At 54.6% G+C, this 20,206-nt stretch carries 19 protein-coding genes; 9 read left to right on the top strand and 10 right to left on the bottom strand.

Annotation, left to right across the window (positions count from 1 at the left end; genetic code table 11):
• The first annotated feature begins 81 nt into the window (after window positions 1-81).
• The 3 genes from panB to panD all read left to right on the top strand — a co-directional run bounded on the left by panB (window position 82) and on the right by panD (window position 2,228).
• A complete protein-coding gene (panB, locus tag ABIC80_RS12815) occupies window positions 82-873 on the top strand; it encodes a 3-methyl-2-oxobutanoate hydroxymethyltransferase (protein ID WP_023480251.1) in 792 nt (263 codons plus the stop codon).
• A gap of 11 nt (window positions 874-884) precedes the next feature.
• Window positions 885-1,742, top strand: a complete 858-nt coding sequence (gene panC, locus ABIC80_RS12810; protein WP_242388971.1) for a pantoate--beta-alanine ligase — start codon at window positions 885-887, stop codon at window positions 1,740-1,742.
• Window positions 1,743-1,847: 105 nt separating this feature from the next.
• On the top strand, window positions 1,848-2,228 hold the full coding sequence (gene panD / locus ABIC80_RS12805) for an aspartate 1-decarboxylase (RefSeq protein WP_023480241.1): 381 nt from the start codon (window positions 1,848-1,850) through the stop codon (window positions 2,226-2,228).
• Between the two features lie 4 nt (window positions 2,229-2,232).
• Here panD and ABIC80_RS12800 read toward each other — a convergent pair whose 3' ends face one another.
• Entirely contained in the window at window positions 2,233-3,477 is a 1,245-nt protein-coding gene (locus ABIC80_RS12800) for a polysaccharide deacetylase family protein (RefSeq protein ID WP_023480477.1), read from the bottom strand.
• Window positions 3,478-3,693: 216 nt separating this feature from the next.
• Between ABIC80_RS12800 and ABIC80_RS12795 the strand changes: the two genes are divergently transcribed.
• On the top strand, window positions 3,694-4,023 hold the full coding sequence (locus ABIC80_RS12795) for a hypothetical protein (protein WP_305206853.1): 330 nt from the start codon (window positions 3,694-3,696) through the stop codon (window positions 4,021-4,023).
• An 81-nt stretch (window positions 4,024-4,104) separates the two neighbouring features.
• Here ABIC80_RS12795 and ABIC80_RS12790 read toward each other — a convergent pair whose 3' ends face one another.
• Together ABIC80_RS12790 and ABIC80_RS12785 are read right to left on the bottom strand one after the other, a co-directional pair.
• Window positions 4,105-4,875, bottom strand: a complete 771-nt coding sequence (locus tag ABIC80_RS12790; protein WP_094419373.1) for an ABC transporter permease — start codon at window positions 4,873-4,875, stop codon at window positions 4,105-4,107.
• Window positions 4,872-5,798, bottom strand: coding sequence for an ABC transporter ATP-binding protein (locus tag ABIC80_RS12785; protein WP_023480271.1), 927 nt, complete (start codon window positions 5,796-5,798; stop codon window positions 4,872-4,874). Before ABIC80_RS12785 ends, ABIC80_RS12790 begins: the two co-directional genes overlap by 4 nt.
• Window positions 5,799-5,905: 107 nt before the next feature.
• Here ABIC80_RS12785 and can point away from each other — a divergent pair, with 107 nt between their 5' ends.
• Entirely contained in the window at window positions 5,906-6,568 is a 663-nt protein-coding gene (can, locus tag ABIC80_RS12780; RefSeq protein ID WP_042716572.1) for a carbonate dehydratase, read from the top strand.
• 28 nt (window positions 6,569-6,596) lie between these two features.
• Here can and hpt read toward each other — a convergent pair whose 3' ends face one another.
• Window positions 6,597-7,133 (bottom strand): hypoxanthine phosphoribosyltransferase, encoded by a 537-nt coding sequence (hpt, locus tag ABIC80_RS12775; protein ID WP_187801341.1) that lies wholly within the window; start codon window positions 7,131-7,133, stop codon window positions 6,597-6,599.
• A gap of 206 nt (window positions 7,134-7,339) precedes the next feature.
• On the opposite strand from hpt, the gene ABIC80_RS12770 reads away from it, so the two are divergent.
• Window positions 7,340-9,730 carry a glucose/quinate/shikimate family membrane-bound PQQ-dependent dehydrogenase gene (locus ABIC80_RS12770; protein ID WP_429177390.1) on the top strand — a complete coding sequence of 797 codons (2,391 nt, stop codon included), beginning with the start codon at window positions 7,340-7,342 and terminating at the stop codon, window positions 9,728-9,730.
• A 224-nt stretch (window positions 9,731-9,954) separates the two neighbouring features.
• Here ABIC80_RS12770 and cueO read toward each other — a convergent pair whose 3' ends face one another.
• Window positions 9,955-11,520: a multicopper oxidase CueO gene (gene cueO, locus ABIC80_RS12765; protein WP_429177389.1), complete on the bottom strand. Its 1,566-nt coding sequence runs from the start codon at window positions 11,518-11,520 to the stop codon at window positions 9,955-9,957.
• Between the two features lie 144 nt (window positions 11,521-11,664).
• Here cueO and ABIC80_RS12760 point away from each other — a divergent pair, with 144 nt between their 5' ends.
• The 3 genes from ABIC80_RS12760 (at window position 11,665) to speD (ending at window position 13,774) form a co-directional block, all read left to right on the top strand.
• Window positions 11,665-12,012, top strand: a complete 348-nt coding sequence (locus ABIC80_RS12760) for a YacC family pilotin-like protein (protein WP_023480277.1) — start codon at window positions 11,665-11,667, stop codon at window positions 12,010-12,012.
• Window positions 12,013-12,098: 86 nt separating this feature from the next.
• Complete coding sequence (speE, locus tag ABIC80_RS12755) at window positions 12,099-12,959, top strand: polyamine aminopropyltransferase (RefSeq protein ID WP_305206857.1); 861 nt, start codon at window positions 12,099-12,101, stop codon at window positions 12,957-12,959.
• Window positions 12,960-12,979: 20 nt separating this feature from the next.
• Window positions 12,980-13,774: an adenosylmethionine decarboxylase gene (speD, locus tag ABIC80_RS12750; RefSeq protein ID WP_023480253.1), complete on the top strand. Its 795-nt coding sequence runs from the start codon at window positions 12,980-12,982 to the stop codon at window positions 13,772-13,774.
• A 30-nt stretch (window positions 13,775-13,804) separates the two neighbouring features.
• On the opposite strand, the gene yacL is transcribed toward speD, so the two are convergent.
• The 5 genes from yacL to ABIC80_RS12725 form a co-directional block, all read right to left on the bottom strand.
• A complete protein-coding gene (gene yacL, locus ABIC80_RS12745; RefSeq protein WP_042716579.1) occupies window positions 13,805-14,167 on the bottom strand; it encodes a protein YacL in 363 nt (120 codons plus the stop codon).
• Window positions 14,168-14,357: 190 nt separating this feature from the next.
• Window positions 14,358-14,819, bottom strand: a complete 462-nt coding sequence (locus ABIC80_RS12740) for a DUF943 family protein (RefSeq protein ID WP_288876661.1) — start codon at window positions 14,817-14,819, stop codon at window positions 14,358-14,360.
• The gene (locus ABIC80_RS12735) at window positions 14,809-15,654 is read right to left on the bottom strand and encodes a YPO3983 family protein (RefSeq protein WP_429177388.1); all 846 of its coding nucleotides are present in this window, start codon (window positions 15,652-15,654) and stop codon (window positions 14,809-14,811) included. The genes ABIC80_RS12740 and ABIC80_RS12735 overlap by 11 nt, the downstream gene beginning before the upstream one ends.
• A gap of 168 nt (window positions 15,655-15,822) precedes the next feature.
• Window positions 15,823-18,420, bottom strand: coding sequence for a bifunctional aconitate hydratase 2/2-methylisocitrate dehydratase (acnB, locus tag ABIC80_RS12730; protein ID WP_200579895.1), 2,598 nt, complete (start codon window positions 18,418-18,420; stop codon window positions 15,823-15,825).
• A 273-nt stretch (window positions 18,421-18,693) separates the two neighbouring features.
• Window positions 18,694-20,115 (bottom strand): hypothetical protein, encoded by a 1,422-nt coding sequence (locus tag ABIC80_RS12725; RefSeq protein WP_429177387.1) that lies wholly within the window; start codon window positions 20,113-20,115, stop codon window positions 18,694-18,696.
• Window positions 20,116-20,206 lie beyond the last annotated feature (91 nt).

Here is a 20,206-nt window from a genome sequence, read left to right as displayed (position 1 = left end):
ACGGGTTGCCTAAAGTCATTGCCCCCCTGAATGTTGCTGCTTAGAATGCGCCAGATTCGCCTTCGACTATCAGGAAACGCTATGAAACCGACGACCCTCTCGTGGCTGCTGAAATGTAAGCAGGAGAAGCGCCGCTTCGCCACCATCACCGCCTATGACTACAGCTTCGCCAAACTCTTTGCCGAAGAGGGAATCAACGTGATGCTGGTCGGCGATTCGTTAGGCATGACGGTACAAGGGCACGACTCCACGCTGCCGGTAACGGTAGCCGACATTGCTTATCACACCCAGGCGGTTCGCCGCGGCGCGCCTGCCTGCCTGCTACTCGCCGATCTGCCGTTTATGGCCTACGCCACCCCCGAACAGGCGTTTGAGAACGCGGCTGCGGTGATGCGCGCCGGTGCCAATATGGTGAAAATCGAAGGCGGCCGCTGGCTGGCGCCAACGGTGAAAATGCTTACCGAACGCGCAGTGCCGGTATGCGGTCATCTCGGTTTAACCCCGCAATCGGTCAACATCTTCGGCGGTTATAAAGTGCAGGGGCGCGGCGATGCGGCGCAGGGCCTGTATGAAGATGCGCTGGCGCTGGAAGCGGCAGGCGCGCAGCTGCTGGTGCTGGAGTGTGTGCCGGTTGAACTGGCGCAGCGCATTACTGAGGCGCTAACCATTCCGGTGATTGGTATTGGCGCAGGCAATGTGACAGACGGACAGATTCTGGTGATGCATGACGCCTTTGGCATTACCGGTGGACATATTCCAAAATTTGCTAAAAATTTCCTCAATGAAGCAGGCGACATGCGTGCCGCGGTCAGGCAGTATGTGGCTGAAGTCGAGTCCGGAGCCTATCCGGGCGAAGAGCACAGTTTCCATTAAGGAGCCTTGTTGTGTTGATTATTGAAACCCTGCCGCTGCTGCGCCAGCATATTCGCCGCCTGCGTCAGGAAGGAAAACGCATTGCGCTGGTGCCGACCATGGGCAACCTGCACGATGGTCATATGAAGCTGGTCGACGAAGCGAAACTGCGCGCCGATGTGGTGGTAGTAAGCATCTTTGTAAACCCGATGCAGTTTGACCGCCAGGATGACCTGGTGCGCTACCCGCGCACCTTGCAGGAAGATTGCGAAAAGCTGAACAAACGTAAAGTCGATTTCGTCTTTGCCCCTGCGCCTGCGGATATCTACCCGCAGGGCACGGAAGGCCAGACTTATGTGGACGTTCCGGGCATCTCGACGATGCTGGAAGGTGCCAGCCGTCCCGGCCATTTCCGCGGCGTCTCCACCATCGTCAGCAAGCTGTTTAACCTGGTCCAGCCCGACATCGCCTGCTTCGGCGAGAAGGATTATCAGCAGTTGCAGTTGATCCGCAAAATGGTGGCGGATATGGGTTACGACATTGAGATTGTCGGCGTGCCCACCGTGCGGGCGAAAGATGGCCTGGCGCTCAGCTCGCGTAACGGCTATCTCACCGCTGACCAGCGCAAAATCGCGCCGGGGATGAGCAAAGTGATGAACGCCATCGCCGATAAGTTACAGGCGGGCGAGCGCGATATCGAAGAGCTGGTGGCACTGGCGGAGCAGCAGGTTAATGAAGCCGGTTTCCGCGCTGATGATATTCAGATCCGTGATGCGGACACGCTGCTTGAACTCACTGAGAGCAGCCAGCGCGCGGTGATTCTGATGGCGGCATGGCTCGGCCAGGCGCGGCTTATCGACAACAAAGTGGTTGAATTGACCCAGAAATAATCTGGCAGAACGCTGCGCCGGTTAAGGCGCAGCAACAACAGACGGGGTTAAGCAGGGAGCCGTCTCCCCGTTTCGGCTTTACTCTCAGTAACGAAGGTTCAACTTATGATTCGCACTATGCTGCAAGGCAAGCTCCACCGCGTCAAAGTGACGCAGGCCGACCTGCATTACGAAGGCTCCTGCGCCATCGACCAGGATTTTCTGGAAGCGGCCGGTATCCTTGAATACGAAGCCATTGATATCTATAACGTCACCAACGGTAAGCGCTTCTCTACCTATGCGATTGCCGGTGAGCGCGGCTCGCGCATTATCTCCGTTAACGGCGCGGCGGCGCACTGTGCGGATGTCGGCGATATTCTGATTATCGCCAGCTACGTCACCATGCCCGATGACGTGGCCCGCAGCTGGCAGCCGAAAGTGGCCTATTTTGACGGCGACAACGAGATGAAACGCACCGCGAAAGCCGTGCCGGTTCAGGTTGCCTGATGCCCTACCCCTGCGGCTGATTGCTGATCAGCCGCGACATCGTTTCCAGCGAGTCCGTGCGTAAGATATAGAGCCGTTTTAACAGGAACGGATTGTCCCCCGGCTTCACCTTCCCGCGCACCGTAGTCACTGCCATATGGAAACCGGCGTCATTTGCCGCTTTCACCGCTTTATCGTCATAACCGCCAAACGGATAGGAGAGATAGAGCACATGCGGGTTGAACTGCGCCAGCGCGCGGCGCGAACGTTTAAAATCAAACAGAATGTTGTGATAGCTGCGGCTAAAAAGGATCGGATGGCGCGCGTCATCGACCCGGTGCAGGAAGTGAGTGTGTGACTGCACATCAAACACGTCACGAATGCCGTTAAGTTCCGACACGCTCATAAATTGCAGCGATTTCGGGTCCCACTTCTGCGGCTTTAGCTTGATGCGCGACGAGATAATAAACGCCGTCGCTTTAAAACCATACTGGCGCAGGATCGGGTAGGCGTAGCGGCTGACGGACTTCAGCCCATCATCAAAAGTGATCACCACCGCGCGGGCGGGCAGATTCATGCGGTTACGCACATACCCTTCCAGTTGATACATCGACAGCGTGGCGTAGCCCTGGTCGCGCAGCCACGTCATCTGGTTGGTAAAGGCACGAACCGAAGTGGTAGTGGAAGTGTGGCGAAAGCGGGTGTTCTCTTCGTCATGCAAAATATGGTGGTAGGTCAGCACCGGCAGGCCGTTATCTTCCTGCGCATCGAGGCTGCTGACCCACGCCAGCCGGTTGCCGATGCGGATCTGAAACCAGGTCTGGTTCAGGCGATCCTTGAGCTTATCGATAATCGGGTAGCGCAGGTTTTGCGCCAGCGTGCCGAACTGCGGGCTGGTTTTATCCGGCGCGTTGTAGAGCGGCGTATCCTGCCAGGTGATGAGATTCTGGTTGCTGAGCGGCTTATTAAGATCGCCGAGGCTATCCTGCACGCGCTTGTTGCCCGTCACCGTGCCGAGATGGCCTTTATCAATAAACCCCGAGCCAAAGCCGAAGCGAAAGGCGTAGTAATCCTCCTCGCCCGGCACCACGCCGATGATCTGCCCGGCGCGAATATTGCCGACGGTAATGACCTTATCGCCCACCTGCGCCCAGATGTCGGCATCTTCGGTGGTTTGCAGATAACGTGCAGGAACAGCTTGTTCGCTGATAATGGCGGCAGAGGCGCTACCGGCCAGCAACAGAAAGAGAAAGGCAATCAAACGAGACATGAGACGAACCGCGTTAGGAAAGTGGCGTGATTGTAACAAAACCTGAGGGATTTAATGGCTTTGTTTAGGTCAAAAAGTGGGCTAACTCGGTGGATTGCTTCCTGGCAGGTGACCTCTGGTGTGGAATGCTCATCTTCTGTTCAAACTTTGCCTTTCCATTTCCCTGCTGTATGTTATTTGTGCAATTGCACCTTAATAATGGACTAAGGGATCATCATGAACATGGATAAAGCTATTATTCTCGCTCTGCTTTTAGGCTTTTCATCCGCGTCAGGCGCGGCTTTCGCGGGTCAATGCCCGGCAAAAGGAAGCATAACGTCAACGGGCGTGGAAACGGACACGGATGGGATTTCAAGCGTGGTTTATTGCTCCCCATCCGCCACTAACTGTAGATGGAAAGGATTCGACCCGATGGCCATCATAGGCAGTAAAGTAAAAGAACTCTTAAATGCGATGAATCAGCCCACCAGAAACAATGGACTCACTTATTGTGACTACCGATTAGAAACGGGCGATCAAATTAGAATGTCTTTAAAACACGATTAAGTGCTGTTCATGCAAAACAATAAGATCGCCGAAGCGATCTTATTGTTTTTTAGAGCAATGCTGAAAATAGCCGGATAACCGTTAGCTACGCAATCCGCGCCCACGCTGAATCAGATACCAGCAGGTTAGATAGAAGCCGAGGATAAAGACCACCAGCACGCCGACCGTGGTGATAAGCGGTACATCGCTAATCCCGAGGAAGCCGAAGCGGAAGCCGCTGATCATATAGACGATCGGGTTCAGGTGCGACAGCGCCTGCCAGAACGGCGGCAGCAGCGTCAGGGAGTAGAAGACGCCGCCGAGGTAGGTCAGCGGGGTCAACACAAAGGTCGGGATCAGGCTGATATCGTCAAAGGTTTTGGCGAACACCGCATTCAGCAGACCGGCCAGCGAGAAGAGCACCGCGGTGAGCAGCAGCGTCAGCCCGACAAATAGCCATGAGTGCACCTGGAAAGGCACGAAGAAGAGCGACACCGCCGTTACCAGCACGCCAACGCACAGGCCGCGCGCCACGCCGCCGCCAACATAACCCACGATAATTACGTGCGTCGGCACCGGTGCCACCAGCAGTTCTTCAATGTTGCGCTGGAACTTGGCGCTAAAGAAGGAGGAGGCAACGTTGGCATAGCCGTTGGTGATCACCGCCATCATGATCAGACCCGGAACGATAAACTGCATATAGGTGAAGCCGTGCATTTCACCAATACGCGAACCGATCAGGTTGCCGAAAATAATAAAGTAGAGGGTCATGGTGATCACCGGCGGCACCAGTGTCTGCACCCAGATACGCATAAAACGCTGGATCTCTTTGTACCAGATACTCTTCAGCGCCACCCAATAAAGCTGCATCATGCGCCCTCTCCTTTCCTGTCATGCACCAGCGTAACGAACAGCTCTTCAAGGCGGTTGGCTTTGTTACGCATACTTAATACCTGGATCCCCTGCGCGCTCAGCTGGCTAAAGACGCTGTTGATCCCCTGCTCGCGCAGCACTTCCACTTCGAGCGTTGAGGTATCTACCAGTCGATATTGATACCCTTCCAGCTTCGGCAGCGCGCTTTTCGCCGCCAGATCGAGGATAAAGGTCTCCGATTTGAGCTTGGAGAGCAGTGACTTCATCGAAGTGTTCTCCACCAGCTCGCCATGCTGGATGATGCCGATATTGCGGCACAGCATCTCCGCCTCTTCCAGATAGTGAGTGGTGAGAATAATGGTGGTGCCTTTGTCGTTCAGATCCTTCAAAAAGCCCCACATGGAGCGGCGCAGTTCGATGTCGACGCCCGCCGTTGGCTCATCAAGAATGAGCAGTTTTGGCTCATGCATCAGCGCACGGGCAATCATCAAACGACGCTTCATCCCGCCGGAGAGCATGCGCGCACGTTCGTTACGCTTTCCCCACAGATCGAGCTGGTTAAGGTACTTTTCGCTGCGCACTAACGCATCTTTGCGATCGACACCGTAGTAGCCCGCCTGGTTAACGACAATCTGCTGTACGGTTTCAAAGGGGTTGAAGTTGAACTCCTGCGGCACCAGCCCAAGCTGGCGTTTGGCGTTCACCACATCCTTTTCCAGGTCATAGCCAAAGACGCTGACCCGGCCAGAGGTTTTATTCACCAGCGAGCTGATAATACCGATGGTGGTCGACTTACCCGCGCCGTTCGGCCCAAGCAGGGCGTAGAAGTCTCCCGCCTCGACTTGCAGATCGATTCCGCGCAGCGCCTGAACGCCGCCAGGATAGGTTTTTTTAAGCTGCTCAAGCTCCAGTGCAATGGTCATGAATTATCACTTACCTATTTTCTTACACTCGATGTGTGGTTTTAAAAGAGAAAGAGTTGACCTATATTAGGCCTCGCACTCATTTTGCTTACAGGTCGCAAAGCGCTATGAAAGACATAGATACACTCATCAGCAACAACGCACTATGGTCAAAAATGCTGGTCGAGGAAGATCCAGGATTTTTTGAAACGCTGGCGCAGGCACAAAAGCCGCGCTTTCTGTGGATTGGCTGTTCAGACTCACGCGTTCCGGCTGAGCGCCTGACTGGCCTTGAACCCGGCGAGCTGTTTGTTCACCGTAACGTGGCCAACCTGGTCATCCATACCGACTTAAACTGCCTCTCCGTTGTGCAATACGCGGTTGATGTGCTGGAAGTTGAACACATCATCATCTGCGGCCACTACGGCTGCGGCGGCGTTCAGGCAGCGGTTGAAAACCCGGAACTGGGTCTTATCAACAACTGGCTGCTGCACATTCGCGACATCTGGTTTAAACATAGCTCGCTGCTCGGCGAAATGCCGCCAGAACGTCGTCTCGATACGCTGTGCGAATTGAACGTCATGGAGCAGGTTTATAACCTTGGCCACTCAACGATTATGCAATCCGCCTGGAAACGCGGCCAGAACGTGACGATTCACGGCTGGGCTTACGGTATCCATGACGGCCTGCTGCGCGATCTGGATGTGACCGCCACCAACCGCGAAACGCTGGAACAGCGTTACCGCACAGGTGTGCAGAACATCAGCCAGAAGCACATTAATCACAAATAACAATCGGGGCCGTCGGCCCCGATTTTTTTTATTCGTCCAGCATCACCACTTTGCCGACATAGGGCAAATGGCGATAGCGCTGAGCGTAGTCAATTCCGTAACCCACCACAAACTCATCCGGAATCGAGAAACCAACATACTCGACGGTGACATCCACTTCGCGTCGGGACGGCTTATCCAGCAGGGTGCAGATCGCCAGCGACTTCGGCTCGCGCAGGCGCAGGATCTCGCGCACTTTCGACAGCGTGTTGCCAGAATCGATAATGTCTTCAACAATCAATACATCTTTGCCGCGAATATCTTCATCCAGATCTTTGAGGATTTTCACATCGCGGGTCGATGACATGCCGCTGCCGTAGCTGGAAGCGGTCATAAAATCGACTTCATGGGAGACCTGCACTTCACGGCAGAGATCGGCCATAAACATAAACGAGCCGCGCAGCAGCCCCACCAGCACCATCTCGCTGCCGCTATCTTTGTAACGTTCAGTGATTTGACGACCCAGTTCGGCGACGCGTGCTTTGATCTCCGCTTCCGGGATCATCACTTCAACTTTGTGTTTCATATTAACTAACCATATGATTTTAGAAGCAAATAATTCAACACCAATCGCTTAAACCGGTGATTGAAACGCAAGCCGTGAAGTATACCAGCAAAACCAATTGAGGTGGGCATGCATCGAGAAAGCTCGATTTGTGATGACGATCACACTTGTTAACACCTATAATTAGTTGCTATCAAAAATTTAACAAACTGATGAGTATTCCTTTTATGGCAGAAACAAAATCGCAACGGTCGCGGCTATTGATCATGCTGACGACGATCTTTGCAGCCTTCTGCGGGCTGTATCTTTTAATCGGTGGTGTCTGGCTGATCTCCATCGGCGGCTCCTGGTACTACCCCATCGCTGGCCTGGTGATGCTTGGCGTGACCTGGCTGCTGTGGAAAGGGAAGCGTTCCGCGCTCTGGCTCTACGCGGCTCTGCTGCTTGCCACCATGCTGTGGGGCGTTTGGGAAGTCGGCTTCGACTTCTGGGCGCTGACCCCACGTAGCGATATTCTTGTCTTCTTCGGTATCTGGCTGATTCTGCCATTTGTCTGGCGTCGCCTGATTATTCCTGCCCGTGGCGCGGTTGCTGCCCTGGTAGCGGTACTGCTGATTAGCGGCGGCATTCTGACCTGGGCCGGCTTTAACGACCCGCAGGAGATCAACGGCACCCTGAGCGCTGACTCGACGCCTGCTGCACCGATTTCTAACGTTGCCGATAGCGACTGGCCGGCTTATGGCCGTAACCAGGAAGGCCAGCGTTACTCCCCGCTGAAGCAGATCAACGCGGATAACGTTAAAAACCTTAAGGAAGCCTGGGTGTTCCGCACCGGCGACCTGAAGCTGCCGAACGATCCGGGTGAAATCACCAACGAAGTGACGCCGATTAAAGTGGGCGACACCCTGTTCCTCTGCACCGCGCACCAGCGTCTGTTCGCACTTGATGCGGCAAGCGGTAAAGAGAAGTGGCACTTCGATCCGCAGTTGAATGCGGACCCGACCTTCCAGCACGTGACCTGCCGTGGTGTCTCCTACCACGAAGCGACGGCAGAAAACGCCAGCCCGGACGTGGTGGCTAACTGCCCGCGCCGCATCATTCTGCCGGTGAACGACGGTCGCCTGTTTGCGGTTAACGCTGATAACGGCAAGCTGTGTGACACCTTTGCTAACAAAGGTATCCTCAACCTGCAAACCAACATGCCGGTTACCACGCCGGGGATGTATGAGCCGACTTCACCGCCGATCGTCACCGATAAAGTGATTATCATTGCCGGTGCGGTAACGGATAACTTCTCCACCCGTGAGCCGTCTGGTGTGATTCGTGGTTTTGATATCAACACCGGTAAGCTGCTGTGGGCCTTCGATCCGGGCGCGAAAGATCCGAATGCGATCCCGTCGGACGAGCACAAGTTCACCATTAACTCGCCGAACTCCTGGGCGCCTGCCGCTTATGACGCCAAGCTGGATATGGTCTACCTGCCGATGGGCGTTACTACGCCAGATATCTGGGGCGGTAACCGTACGCCGGAGCAGGAGCGTTATGCCAGTTCCATTGTTGCGCTGAATGCGACCACCGGTAAGCTGGTGTGGAGCTACCAGACCGTACACCACGATCTGTGGGATATGGATATGCCGTCCCAGCCGACGCTGGCGGATATCGATGTGAACGGTAAGAAAGTGCCGGTCGTTTATGCCCCGGCGAAAACCGGTAACATCTTCGTACTGGATCGTCGTAACGGCGAACTGGTTGTGCCGGCACCGGAAAAACCGGTTCCGCAGGGCGCAGCGAAAGGCGATTACGTCACCAAAACCCAACCCTTCTCCGATCTGAGCTTCCGTCCGAAGCGAGATCTGAGCGGTGCGGATATGTGGGGCGCCACCATGTTCGACCAACTGGTGTGCCGCGTGATGTTCCACCAGATGCGTTATGAAGGCATTTTCACCCCGCCGTCTGAGCAGGGTACGCTGGTCTTCCCGGGTAACCTCGGCATGTTTGAGTGGGGCGGTATCTCCGTCGATCCAAACCGCCAGGTGGCGATTGCTAACCCGATGGCGCTGCCGTTTGTCTCGAAGCTGATCCCGCGTGGTCCAAACAACCCGATGGAGCCGCCGAAAGATGCGAAAGGCACCGGTTCGGAATCCGGTATTCAGCCGCAGTATGGCGTGCCGTTTGGCGTAACGCTGAATCCGTTCCTCTCGCCGTTTGGCCTGCCGTGCAAACAGCCAGCCTGGGGTTATATCTCTGCGCTGGATCTGAAAACCAACCAGGTAGCATGGAAAAAACGTATCGGTACGCCGCAGGATAGCCTGCCGTTCCCGATGCCGATTAAAGTGCCGTTTACCCTCGGTATGCCGATGCTTGGCGGCCCGATCTCCACCGCCGGTAACGTGCTGTTTATTGCCGGTACCGCGGATAACTACCTGCGCGCATACAACATGACCAACGGTGACAAACTGTGGGAAGGTCGTCTGCCAGCGGGTGGTCAGGCAACGCCGATGACCTATGAAGTGAATGGCAAGCAGTATGTTGTCATCTCCGCAGGCGGTCACGGTTCGTTCGGTACCAAGATGGGTGATTACATCGTGGCGTTTGCTCTGCCGGATGATGCGAAGTAATTACGCACTCTGATGTCGTATTGCCGGATGGCGGCTAACGCCTTATCCGGCCTACAAAACAAAGCCCGGCACGCATAGCGCTGCCGGGCTTTTTTATTGTGAAATCGCAATGCATTGCCGGATGGCGGCTGGCGCCTTATCCGGCCTACAAAACCCTGAAACCGAACACAGAACCGTAGGCCTGATAAGCGAAGCGCCATCAGGCATTTGTTGCCGGGCACAGTTTACGCGACGGTAAAGCCGAGCATCATGCCGGTGTCTTCATGCTCCAGCAGATGGCAGTGCGCCATATAGGCAAACTCTTTCGCTGCTGCATGATCAAAGCGCACCAGCACTTCACTGCGCGCACCATACACATTGACCGTATCCTTCCAGCCTGCGCGATGCGCCGCCGGCGGCTTGCCGTTTTCAGAGAGGATGCGGAACTGCGTACCGTGAATATGGAACGGGTGCAGCATCATGTCCCCCTCTCCGGAGATCGTCCAGCGCTCAAACTGCCCTTTTTGCACCGCAAATTGCGGCGTCACCATATCAAACGCTTTGCCGTTAATCCGGTTGGCATTGTGGAAATCAAAACCCTGGCTGCCGTGATCCATATGGCCATGATCCATCTGCATCCCATGCATGCCCTGCATATCGCCGTGATGCACTCCCATGCCCGCCATCGCGCCGTCGCCATACTTCTGCTGCAGCGCCTGCATGCCCATCATATCGAGCATCGGATCCATCGACAGTTGCAGGGTGCGCTGAGTTAAGCCCTCAAGCGCAGGCAGTGCGGGCAGCGAAGCAAGCGTATCCGGCAGATCGCCCGAGGCGGTCACCTGCAACGGTTGAATACGCAGCACCGGCACCGGCTGGTCAAACGGCGCGACGGTCATCCCCATCTGCTTAACCGGCAGCGTCATCAGATCGAAAGGCTTGCCATCGCTGATATCCACCAGCACCTCGAACCGCTCGCCCATCAACATCGGCAGTTCAGTCACCTTAACCGGCTCACTTAACAGCCCGCCATCACTGGCGATGACATAGAGCGGGCGCTGATCGCTGGTAGCAAAATTGAGCGAGCGCGCGTTACACCCGTTGAGCAGACGCAGGCGCAGCCAGCCGCGCGGAGCCGCATGCTGCGGGTAGACCGCACCATTGGCGAGCAGCGTATCGCCAAACCACCCCACCGCCGCGCTCATTACATCAAGCTGGTAATCAATCTGCCCCTGCGCAGTCAATTTTTTGTCCTGCACGATCACCGGCACATCATCGATACCCCACTGTTGCGGCAGGCGCAATTTGCGGCTGTTGTCATCTTCGATCAGCACCAGCCCGGCGAGCCCCATCGCCACCTGACGCCCGGTTTTGCCATGCTGATGAGGATGGAACCAGCAGGTGGCGGCCTGCTGCGTCGGAGTAAAGGTCACCGTCCGGCTACCGCCCGCCTTAATAACGCCTTGCGGCCCGCCGTCGACCTCGCCTGACACTTCGAGACCGTGCCAGTGCACGGTGGTCTCTTCGGCAAGCTGATTGCGGATATCCACCGTCACCGCTTTTCCCTGACGCAGCTGAATAGCTGGCCCCAGCAACGCGCCGTTATAACCCCAGGTTGTCGCGCTTTTCTGCGCAAACTGGCTCTCCCCCGCCTGCACCGTTAAGAGGATGCGGCTCTCTGCATCCGGGGCAAGCAGCGGTGGAATGGGTAACGTGGGCCGGGTGGCGGCGAAGAGCGAGCGGCTCCAGAGCGGCAGCGCGCTGGCGGCCCCCAGGAGCGCGGAATATTTAAGGAAATCTCGACGTTGCATGGGTATGTCCTTATCAAGAGTCGGCGATGCATTAAGCGTAAACCTTTCCCCTGCCGGAAGGTCAAGAAAGCAGACGATAATAAATATCGTCGCGTTAACTGGACTGTGCTAACGTTTAATTTCCGTTACGCCGTGGTAGAGAGAATGAAAACGTTTTTCAGAAGTATCATCCTTGGCAGCCTGCTCGCTGTCTCCGCCAATAGTTATGCCCTGAGTGAATCTGAAGCTGAAGACATGGCCGATCTGACGGCGGTGTTTGTATTTCTGAAAAATGACTGCGGTTATAACAACTTACCTAACGGGCAGATCCGCCGTGCGCTGGTCTTTTTTGCCCAGCAAAATCAGTGGGATCTCAGCAACTACGATAGCTGGAACATGAAAGCGCTGGGCGAAGAGAGCTATCGCGATCTGAGCGGCATCGGCATTCCAACGGCGAAAAAGTGCAAAGCCCTTGCCCGTGACTCGTTGAGTCTGCTCGCCTACGTGAAATAGCGCCTATCTTTTGACCGTGCATCGTTCGCCAGAGTTGGCTATCATGTTGCGCCCGTTTTTCACGGATGTTAACAAAGGAGCGACGAATGGCCGACAACACCATTTGGCAAGAAACGCTGCACGACAACTTTGGTCAGTACTTTGCCGTTGATAAGGTGCTTTACCACGAGAAGACCGATCATCAGGATCTGATTATCTTCGAAAACGCCGCCTTTGGCCGCGTGATGGCGCTGGATGGCGTGGTACAAACCACCGAACGCGATGAGTTTATCTATCACGAGATGATGACTCACGTTCCGCTGCTGGCGCACGGTCACGCAAAGCATGTGCTGATCATTGGCGGCGGCGACGGCGCGATGCTGCGCGAAGTCTCCCGCCACAAAAATATTGAAACCATCACCATGGTAGAGATCGACGCAGGCGTCGTCTCCTTCTGCCGCCAGTACCTGCCAAAACACAACGCCGGTGCCTACGATGACCCGCGCTTTGAGCTGGTGATTGATGATGGCGTCAACTTCGTCAACCACACGCAAAAAACCTTCGATGTGATTATCTCTGACTGTACCGATCCTGTCGGTCCGGGCGAAAGCCTCTTCACCTCGGCGTTTTATGAAGGGTGCAAGCGCTGCCTCAATCCCGGCGGGATTTTTGTCGCGCAGAACGGCGTCTGCTTCTTACAGCAGGAGGAAGCCGTCGGCAGCCATCGCAAACTGGGCCACTACTTTGCCGATGTTAGTTTCTACCAGGCGGCGATCCCGACCTATTATGGCGGCATTATGACCTTTGCCTGGGCGACGGATAACGACGCGTTGCGCTCGCTCTCCACGGAGATTATCGCCGCGCGTTTCCACACCGCCGCACTGACCTGCCGTTACTACAATCCGGCAATCCATACGGCAGCATTCGCTCTGCCACAATATCTACACGATGCACTGTCTGCACAGTGACGCTAAGGGGGTGAGAAAAATTGAAAAAGCTTAAACTACATGGCTTTAACAACCTGACCAAAAGCCTGAGTTTTTGTATCTACGATATCTGCTACGCCAAAACCGCCGAAGAGCGCGACGGCTATATTGCCTATATTGATGAACTCTATAACGCCAACCGCCTGACGGAGATCCTCACGGAGACCTGTAACATCATTGGCGCCAACATTTTGAATATTGCCCGCCAGGACTACGAGCCGCAGGGTGCGAGCGTGACGATCCTGGTAAGCGAAGAGCCGGTCGATCCGCACCTGATTGATAAAACCGAACACCCGGGGCCGCTGCCGGAAGCGGTTGTCGCGCATCTGGATAAAAGCCATATCTGCGTGCACACCTACCCGGAAAGCCACCCTGAAGGCGGGTTGTGCACCTTCCGCGCCGACATTGAAGTCTCAACCTGCGGGGTGATTTCGCCGCTGAAAGCGCTGAACTACCTTATCCATCAGCTTGAGTCGGATATCGTGACCGTCGACTACCGCGTGCGCGGCTTTACGCGCGACGTGAATGGCATGAAGCACTTCATCGACCACGAGATTAATTCGATCCAGAACTTTATGTCTGACGATATGAAATCGCTGTATGACATGATGGATGTGAATGTTTACCAGGAAAACATCTTCCATACCAAAATGTTGCTTAAGGAGTTCGACCTTAAGCACTACATGTTCCATACCAAACCGGAAGATTTGACGCCGCAGGAGCGGAAAGAGATCACGGAAGCGCTGTGGAAAGAGATGCGCGAGATCTACTACGGCCGCAACATCCCGGCCGTGTAAATGCGCAGCGGGAGCAGGGACGCTCCCCGATTAGCGTTGTTTAAGAAATTGCCGGTAAGCGGCCACCACCTGAAGAAAATCCTCCACGCCGCAGAGCGATAAACTCTCCTCATCGTAGTAGTTCATCCCCTCTTCCATCTCGTCGCCGGTAAACTCCAGCAGATTGGCGCGGATCATCACCTCTTCGCCATCCAGCCACAGCGTGTACTCATGGCCGATACGCTGCCACGAGCGCTCGCTACCCTTCACCGTTTGCGCCGCCTGCTCCACTTCATCCAACAGGGCGAGGTTCTCTTTCACCTCTTCGTTAAACCAGTGGCCGATCACTTCGTGCCCCATCGACATGCGCACTTTGACGCCGCCGGTGACATCGCGCAGAAATTCGTAATCCATCATTGCTCCTCATGGGGGCCAGAGAGCCGCCAGTGCTTTAATTATCGCAGCACCATACAGGAAAAAAAGCGCGGGGACGGGAAGTCGTGAAAAATTCTTACAGATGAACCTGAACGTGCTGGCTGGAACCATAAATCTGAAACCGTTTTCTGGCGATGCGCCTTTTTCCACTATGCACCGTGTTCAGGAATCACTCATCACTTAAACGTACGACCTCTCCGTTTTCATTCATTTGATATCGTCCATCATTGACGGTAAATAATGTATTTCCGTGACGATCGCGCTCAACGCTAAAAATTTTATTTTTGTCGATACACCGTTCTTCCGTTTTCATATCTTCGAAGCACAACCGCTCGCTTTTATCCTGCTTTTTATAACCATCGCCAAAATCCCAAAACATAACATTGAAATAGCCCCAGTCTGAGGGCTTTGGGATCCCATATATTTTTTGCAGGATATTTTTATTTTGCACCCACCAATCTATTTTGCCTCTGTCAGTAACAGGGAATTGCTCCACCAGCACAGAACTATAATGACCATTTTCATGAACAGCGATGATTTTTACCGGGCGCTGTGTAAACCAGGTGAACAAACCGGCTAAAATTAGAATTGACAGAATCACGCTATAAATGAGTCTGTTATTAACTTTCATTTCGTTCTCCGACAATCTCAATAGTTGTTTCCATGTTAGTCATAAATGGCTTATATCCAAACCTTTCATAACGCTGAAGCATAAACCAGATACGAAAGAAACGAAACTGATTGAATTTGAATTTAGATATATCTGTAATATCGAGACCAAAGTGATCCTGAATTTTGTAATGAACCTCAGCGCGGTAATGGCTTCCATCGATATACAAAGATTTTACTGTGATATGTGTTGCCCAGGTATCATGCACGGTGATGCCCATCCCGTTGAAGCTATCTTTAAATCGGTCAAATTTTGGCAATTTGCTAAAGGAAATAGCTTTACTTAACTCACCAACTCTTTCAGCAGGATAGGATTGATTTGTCCAATCAATATTTTGCTGAATAGCCTGCTTTAATAACAATCTACTGCTATTCAATGCTGATTTATCGGACAGGATTTGCTCTCGCAGCGCAGTATTAAGAACTGTATTACAAAAAGGCAATCCATTGCCTGTTTGCATATGAGTAATCATTTTCTTAATGAGATGTTGATAATTACTGTAAATTGAAAAGGTGCCAGATAAAAATCGGAACTCATCAAATAGTATAGCGGCACACTCCTGCAGGGTAACATGGCGACCATCACTTCGAGATCCATAATGCATAAATAAAGATTTTCTAAGCGGATTTATCTCTTGCAAGGTATAAGGATTGATTCGAGATGATATATCAAACATGTGAAGATTATTCTTTAAATATTGTTCGGATAAATCACCATAGCGCATATCAGGCGCACCATAATCATCCATCGTTTTTTGAGTTTTAAAAATCAGAGTGGGAAAAACTTGCGCGACCATCGAACACCTCCATTTATTATCATCCTTTGGCGTAATCTGCTCAGGAAGAATAAAACGTTACATGTTGGAGGTTAAGTCGATGCGGGGCCAGACGAGTCTAATTCGGAATTTAACTTTTTTTAAAGACATAACGGAAAAAAAAGCCACTCCGAAGAGTGGCTTTCTGATTTAGACGGCGGTCTGGAATATCACGCCTTCAGCTTTGTCGGTGTATTGATCAAGCTGGTCAAAGTTGAGGTAGCGGTAAGTATCCACGGCGGTTTTATCCACCTGATCCATAAAGGTCAGATACTCCTGCGGCGTCGGCAGCTTGCCGATCAGCGCCGAGACGGCTGCCAGCTCAGCAGAAGCCAGGAAGACGTTCGCGCCGGTACCTAAACGGTTTGGGAAGTTACGGGTCGACGTTGAAACGACGGTCGCACCATCTGCCACACGCGCCTGGTTACCCATGCACAGGGAGCAGCCCGGGATTTCAATACGTGCACCGCTCTTACCAAAGACGCTGTAGTAGCCCTCTTCGGTCAGCTGCGCGGCATCCATACGCGTCGGCGGCGCAACCCACAGGCGGGTCGGCAGCTGGCCTTTGTGGCTGTCCAGCAGCTTACCGGCGGCGCGGAAGTGGCCGATGTTGGTCATACAGGAACCGATAAACACCTCATCGATGCTTTCGCCCTGCACATCAGAGAGCAGACGCGCATCGTCCGGATCGTTCGGCGCGCAGAGGATCGGCTCTTTGATTTCAGCCAGATCGATATCGATCACCGCCGCGTAATCTGCGTCAGCATCCGCTTCAAGCAGCTGCGGATCCGCCAGCCATTTCTCCATGCCCTGGATACGGCGCTCCAGCGTACGGCGATCGCCATAGCCTTCAGCAATCATCCACTTCAGCAGCACGATGTTGGAGGTCAGATACTCGATAATCGGCTCTTTGTTCAGCTTGATGGTGCAACCCGCAGCAGAACGCTCAGCGGAGGCATCGGTCAGCTCGAACGCCTGCTCGACTTTCAGATCCGGCAAGCCTTCAATTTCCAGGATGCGGCCGGAGAAGATGTTTTTCTTACCCTTCTTCTCAACGGTCAACAGGCCCTGTTTGATGGCGTACAGCGGAATGGCGTGAACCAGATCGCGCAGGGTGATGCCCGGCTGCATTTTGCCTTTAAAGCGCACCAGCACCGATTCCGGCATATCCAGCGGCATTACGCCGGTCGCGGCAGCAAACGCCACCAGACCAGAGCCCGCCGGGAAGGAGATACCAATCGGGAAACGAGTGTGGGAGTCACCGCCGGTACCAACGGTATCCGGCAGCAGCATGCGGTTCAGCCAGGAGTGGATAACGCCATCGCCCGGACGCAGCGACACGCCGCCACGGTTCATAATGAAGTCCGGCAGCGTATGGTGGGTGGTGACGTCAACCGGCTTCGGATAGGCCGCGGTGTGGCAGAAGGACTGCATCACCAGATCGGCAGAGAAGCCGAGGCACGCCAGGTCTTTCAGCTCATCACGGGTCATCGGACCGGTGGTGTCCTGCGAGCCGACTGAGGTCATCTTCGGTTCGCAGTATGCGCCCGGACGAACACCGTCGACGCCACAGGCGCGGCCGACCATTTTCTGTGCCAGCGAGTAGCCGCGGCTGCTTTCCGCCACGTCTTTCGCCTGACGGAAGATCTCGCTCTGCGGCAGACCCAGCGCTTCACGCGCTTTGGTGGTCAGGCCACGGCCGATAATCAGCGGGATACGGCCACCGGCGCGCACTTCATCAATCAGCACGTCGGTTTTCAGTTCAAAGGTCGCCAGCAGTTCGTTGGTTTCGTGGTTGCGCACTTCGCCTTTGAACGGGTAAACGTCAATCACGTCGCCCATATTCAGGTCAGAGACGTCAACTTCAATCGGCAGCGCACCGGCATCTTCCATGGTGTTGAAGAAGATAGGCGCGATTTTGCCGCCAAGCACCAGACCGCCGCCGCGCTTGTTCGGCACGTTCGGAATGTCGTCGCCCATAAACCACAGCACCGAGTTGGTGGCGGATTTACGCGAAGAGCCGGTCCCGACAACGTCGCCGACGTAGGCCAGCGGGAAGCCTTTCTGCGCCAGCGCCTCGATCTGCTTGATCGGGCCAACGCTGCCCGGCTGATCCGGTTCGATCCCTTCACGGGCGTTTTTCAGCATCGCCAGCGCGTGCAGCGGAATATCCGGGCGCGACCAGGCATCCGGTGCCGGTGAAAGGTCATCGGTGTTGGTTTCGCCGGTCACTTTAAAGACGGTAACGGTGATCTTTTCGGCCAGCGGCGGACGGCTCTGGAACCATTCAGCATCCGCCCAGGATTGCATCACCTGTTTGGCGTAGGCGTTGCCCGCTTTCGCTTTCTCTTCCACATCGTAGAAGTTATCGAACATCAGCAGGGTATGGGAGAGGGCTTTGGCAGCAATTGGTGCCAGCGTGTCGTTATCCAGCGCGTCAATCAGCGGATGGATGTTATAACCGCCCTGCATGGTACCCAGCAGTTCAACGGCTTTCTCAGGGCTAACCAGTGGGGAGGTTGCTTCGCCTTTAGCGACAGCTGCAAGGAAACCCGCTTTCACATAGGCGGCTTCGTCAACACCGGGCGGTACACGATTAGCCAGCAGGTCTAACAGGAATTCTTCTTCGCCAGCAGGCGGACTCTTCAGCAGCTCGACAAGCGCGGCCATTTGGGTTGCATCTAATGGTTTTGGCGCAATCCCCTCAGCGGCACGTTCAGCTACGTGCTTACGGTATTCTTCTAGCACGACGGTTCTCCTCGCTCTCATTGTCATAATGCGGCAGGCGTTTCTCTTCACGCTCCTGTGAGACAGCAGTTTGTAGGGTAAATCCGCGAACCGCGCCGGGCAGCATAGCAGGAATTTCAGGGGGTGTTAATCTGTTTACAAAAAAGCAACATTAAATCCCGGCTGAATCGTTACAGATGGCATAAAGCCGACGGCAGAGGGGTTTAGCGAAAAATAATCCTCGAACCGCCGAGAAAACAAACGGCTCCGCAGAGCCGTTACGTTAAGACAATGTTAAAGCTTGCCGAGAATGTCCAGCCCCCAGCTACGGCTGTATTTCTCCGGGTTCAGGCTCTCATCAACCAGTTTGCCCATCAGGTACTTTTTCACCGTTTCACGGTTATCTACCTGCTGATGGTGCGCAACGTTGGCCAGTTGACCGCGTCCGTTGTAGTTGAGCGTGGTGCTGTTCTCCTCGCTGTTTTCGACCACATGGTAGTAGTAGCTTTGTGAGGATTTCTGCGTGCCCAGCGCCAGTGGAATCGACGGATCGATCGCCTGGTGCCAGGCGGCGCTCAGATTGCTACGCGTCGTCTGCTTCACGCTCTTAGAGCTGTCGCTATGATCGCTGGCTTCCGTTGACTGCGAGGCGGTGTAGGCAAAGCGGTCTTTCTCCTGCAGCTTCGCCGGGTTGACCGACTTCTCCGTCTGCGTCAGCGAGAGTGAAAAATCATTCAGCCCGCTGAGCTGTGACGCGCCGTTATCACCGATGCGAATCGCACTGGTCGCCACGACAGGCATTTTTTCGGCACTGGTATTGCTGTTAAGCGCGCGGAAGACCGCCTTCAGCGCCGCCATCTGGTCATAATTGCCCTGCCCGGCAGTGCGCGCTTTATCGAATTTACTGTCCCACGCGCTTAAGGCGATTTGCTGCTGCGCGGCGTTGCCGGCAAAGGCGGAGTGCGCCATGTCGCTGCTCATTTTCAGCGAGAAGTCGCCATCTTCATAAGCCGTGGAACGCGTTTTGTTATCCGCATGGAAATTGAGCGACTGCAACGACTTATCGTCGTTACGCAGGTCGGTTTTCAGATCCACCGATTTCAGCAGGCGCGTATCAAACTGGGTTAAGCCGCTGATGTCCAACTGCGGTTGCTGCTTGCCGAGGCCGCTGAGGGTCTCTCCCAGCGCTTTACCGAGGCCGGCGATGGCAGCGGCTTCGTCGTCATTGAGCGCTTCGCCGTCGGTTTTCAGCTGGACGGTCATGCCGTCATCCTGCTGGCTCATCACCAGCTGCACTTTGGTGCCGGACTGGGTGACGATATCCATGGTGATGGCTGAATCATAAGGCGCGCGGGCAATGCCCATATCCGCACCGCGCAGCGTCTGCACCACATCGCCACGGTTATCATTCAGGTTGCTCAGCAGCGTGCTGCCAAGCGTGGCAAACGCGGAGACGGAGATACCACCGGAGGCCAGCCCCATCAGCCCCTGAATCTGGCTATGCTGCTGCTCGGCAATCGCCGGGTTCACTTTCTTGGGCATCAGCGAATAGACGGCGGCGATCTCCGACGTCTGGCTGCCGAACATCACTTTTGTCGAGGCGTCATCCGCGGGGGATGCTTTGTTTACAGATGCGGGCGCAATGCCGACCCGCGCAGAGGTACTGACCCGCGCGGCTGATGGCAGTAGCGCAGTAAGGTTAAGGCCGTTAATCATGGCGATGAAACTCCCTCTCACCGAAATAGTAAATAAGTAACATCGGCAACGTGCGGCGAAGGTTTATCGCTTTTGGCTGAAAAGCAGGCAC

The sequence above is a fragment of the Kosakonia sp. 1610 genome, assembly GCF_050435845.1.
In the GTDB taxonomy this organism is placed as follows: Bacteria; Pseudomonadota; Gammaproteobacteria; order Enterobacterales; family Enterobacteriaceae; genus Kosakonia; species Kosakonia cowanii.
Note: the sequence above shows the minus strand (reverse complement) of the source record. Positions and strands in the feature narration are given on the sequence as shown.

Coding starts and splice junctions, on each gene's coding strand:
- ABIC80_RS12790 (WP_094419373.1), bottom strand. CDS start 4,875: ATGATGCAGCTTTATTGGGTGGCGCTGAAGAGTATCTGGTACAAAGAG.
- hpt (WP_187801341.1), bottom strand. CDS start 7,133: ATGAAACACAAAGTTGAAGTGATGATCCCGGAAGCGGAGATCAAAGCA.
- speE (WP_305206857.1), top strand. CDS start 12,099: ATGGCCGACAACACCATTTGGCAAGAAACGCTGCACGACAACTTTGGT.
- ABIC80_RS12760 (WP_023480277.1), top strand. CDS start 11,665: ATGAAAACGTTTTTCAGAAGTATCATCCTTGGCAGCCTGCTCGCTGTC.
- ABIC80_RS12735 (WP_429177388.1), bottom strand. CDS start 15,654: ATGGTCGCGCAAGTTTTTCCCACTCTGATTTTTAAAACTCAAAAAACG.
- can (WP_042716572.1), top strand. CDS start 5,906: ATGAAAGACATAGATACACTCATCAGCAACAACGCACTATGGTCAAAA.
- yacL (WP_042716579.1), bottom strand. CDS start 14,167: ATGGATTACGAATTTCTGCGCGATGTCACCGGCGGCGTCAAAGTGCGC.
- ABIC80_RS12785 (WP_023480271.1), bottom strand. CDS start 5,798: ATGACCATTGCACTGGAGCTTGAGCAGCTTAAAAAAACCTATCCTGGC.
- panB (WP_023480251.1), top strand. CDS start 82: ATGAAACCGACGACCCTCTCGTGGCTGCTGAAATGTAAGCAGGAGAAG.
- ABIC80_RS12770 (WP_429177390.1), top strand. CDS start 7,340: ATGGCAGAAACAAAATCGCAACGGTCGCGGCTATTGATCATGCTGACG.
- ABIC80_RS12740 (WP_288876661.1), bottom strand. CDS start 14,819: ATGAAAGTTAATAACAGACTCATTTATAGCGTGATTCTGTCAATTCTA.
- ABIC80_RS12800 (WP_023480477.1), bottom strand. CDS start 3,477: ATGTCTCGTTTGATTGCCTTTCTCTTTCTGTTGCTGGCCGGTAGCGCC.
- panD (WP_023480241.1), top strand. CDS start 1,848: ATGATTCGCACTATGCTGCAAGGCAAGCTCCACCGCGTCAAAGTGACG.
- ABIC80_RS12725 (WP_429177387.1), bottom strand. CDS start 20,115: ATGATTAACGGCCTTAACCTTACTGCGCTACTGCCATCAGCCGCGCGG.
- ABIC80_RS12795 (WP_305206853.1), top strand. CDS start 3,694: ATGAACATGGATAAAGCTATTATTCTCGCTCTGCTTTTAGGCTTTTCA.
- cueO (WP_429177389.1), bottom strand. CDS start 11,520: ATGCAACGTCGAGATTTCCTTAAATATTCCGCGCTCCTGGGGGCCGCC.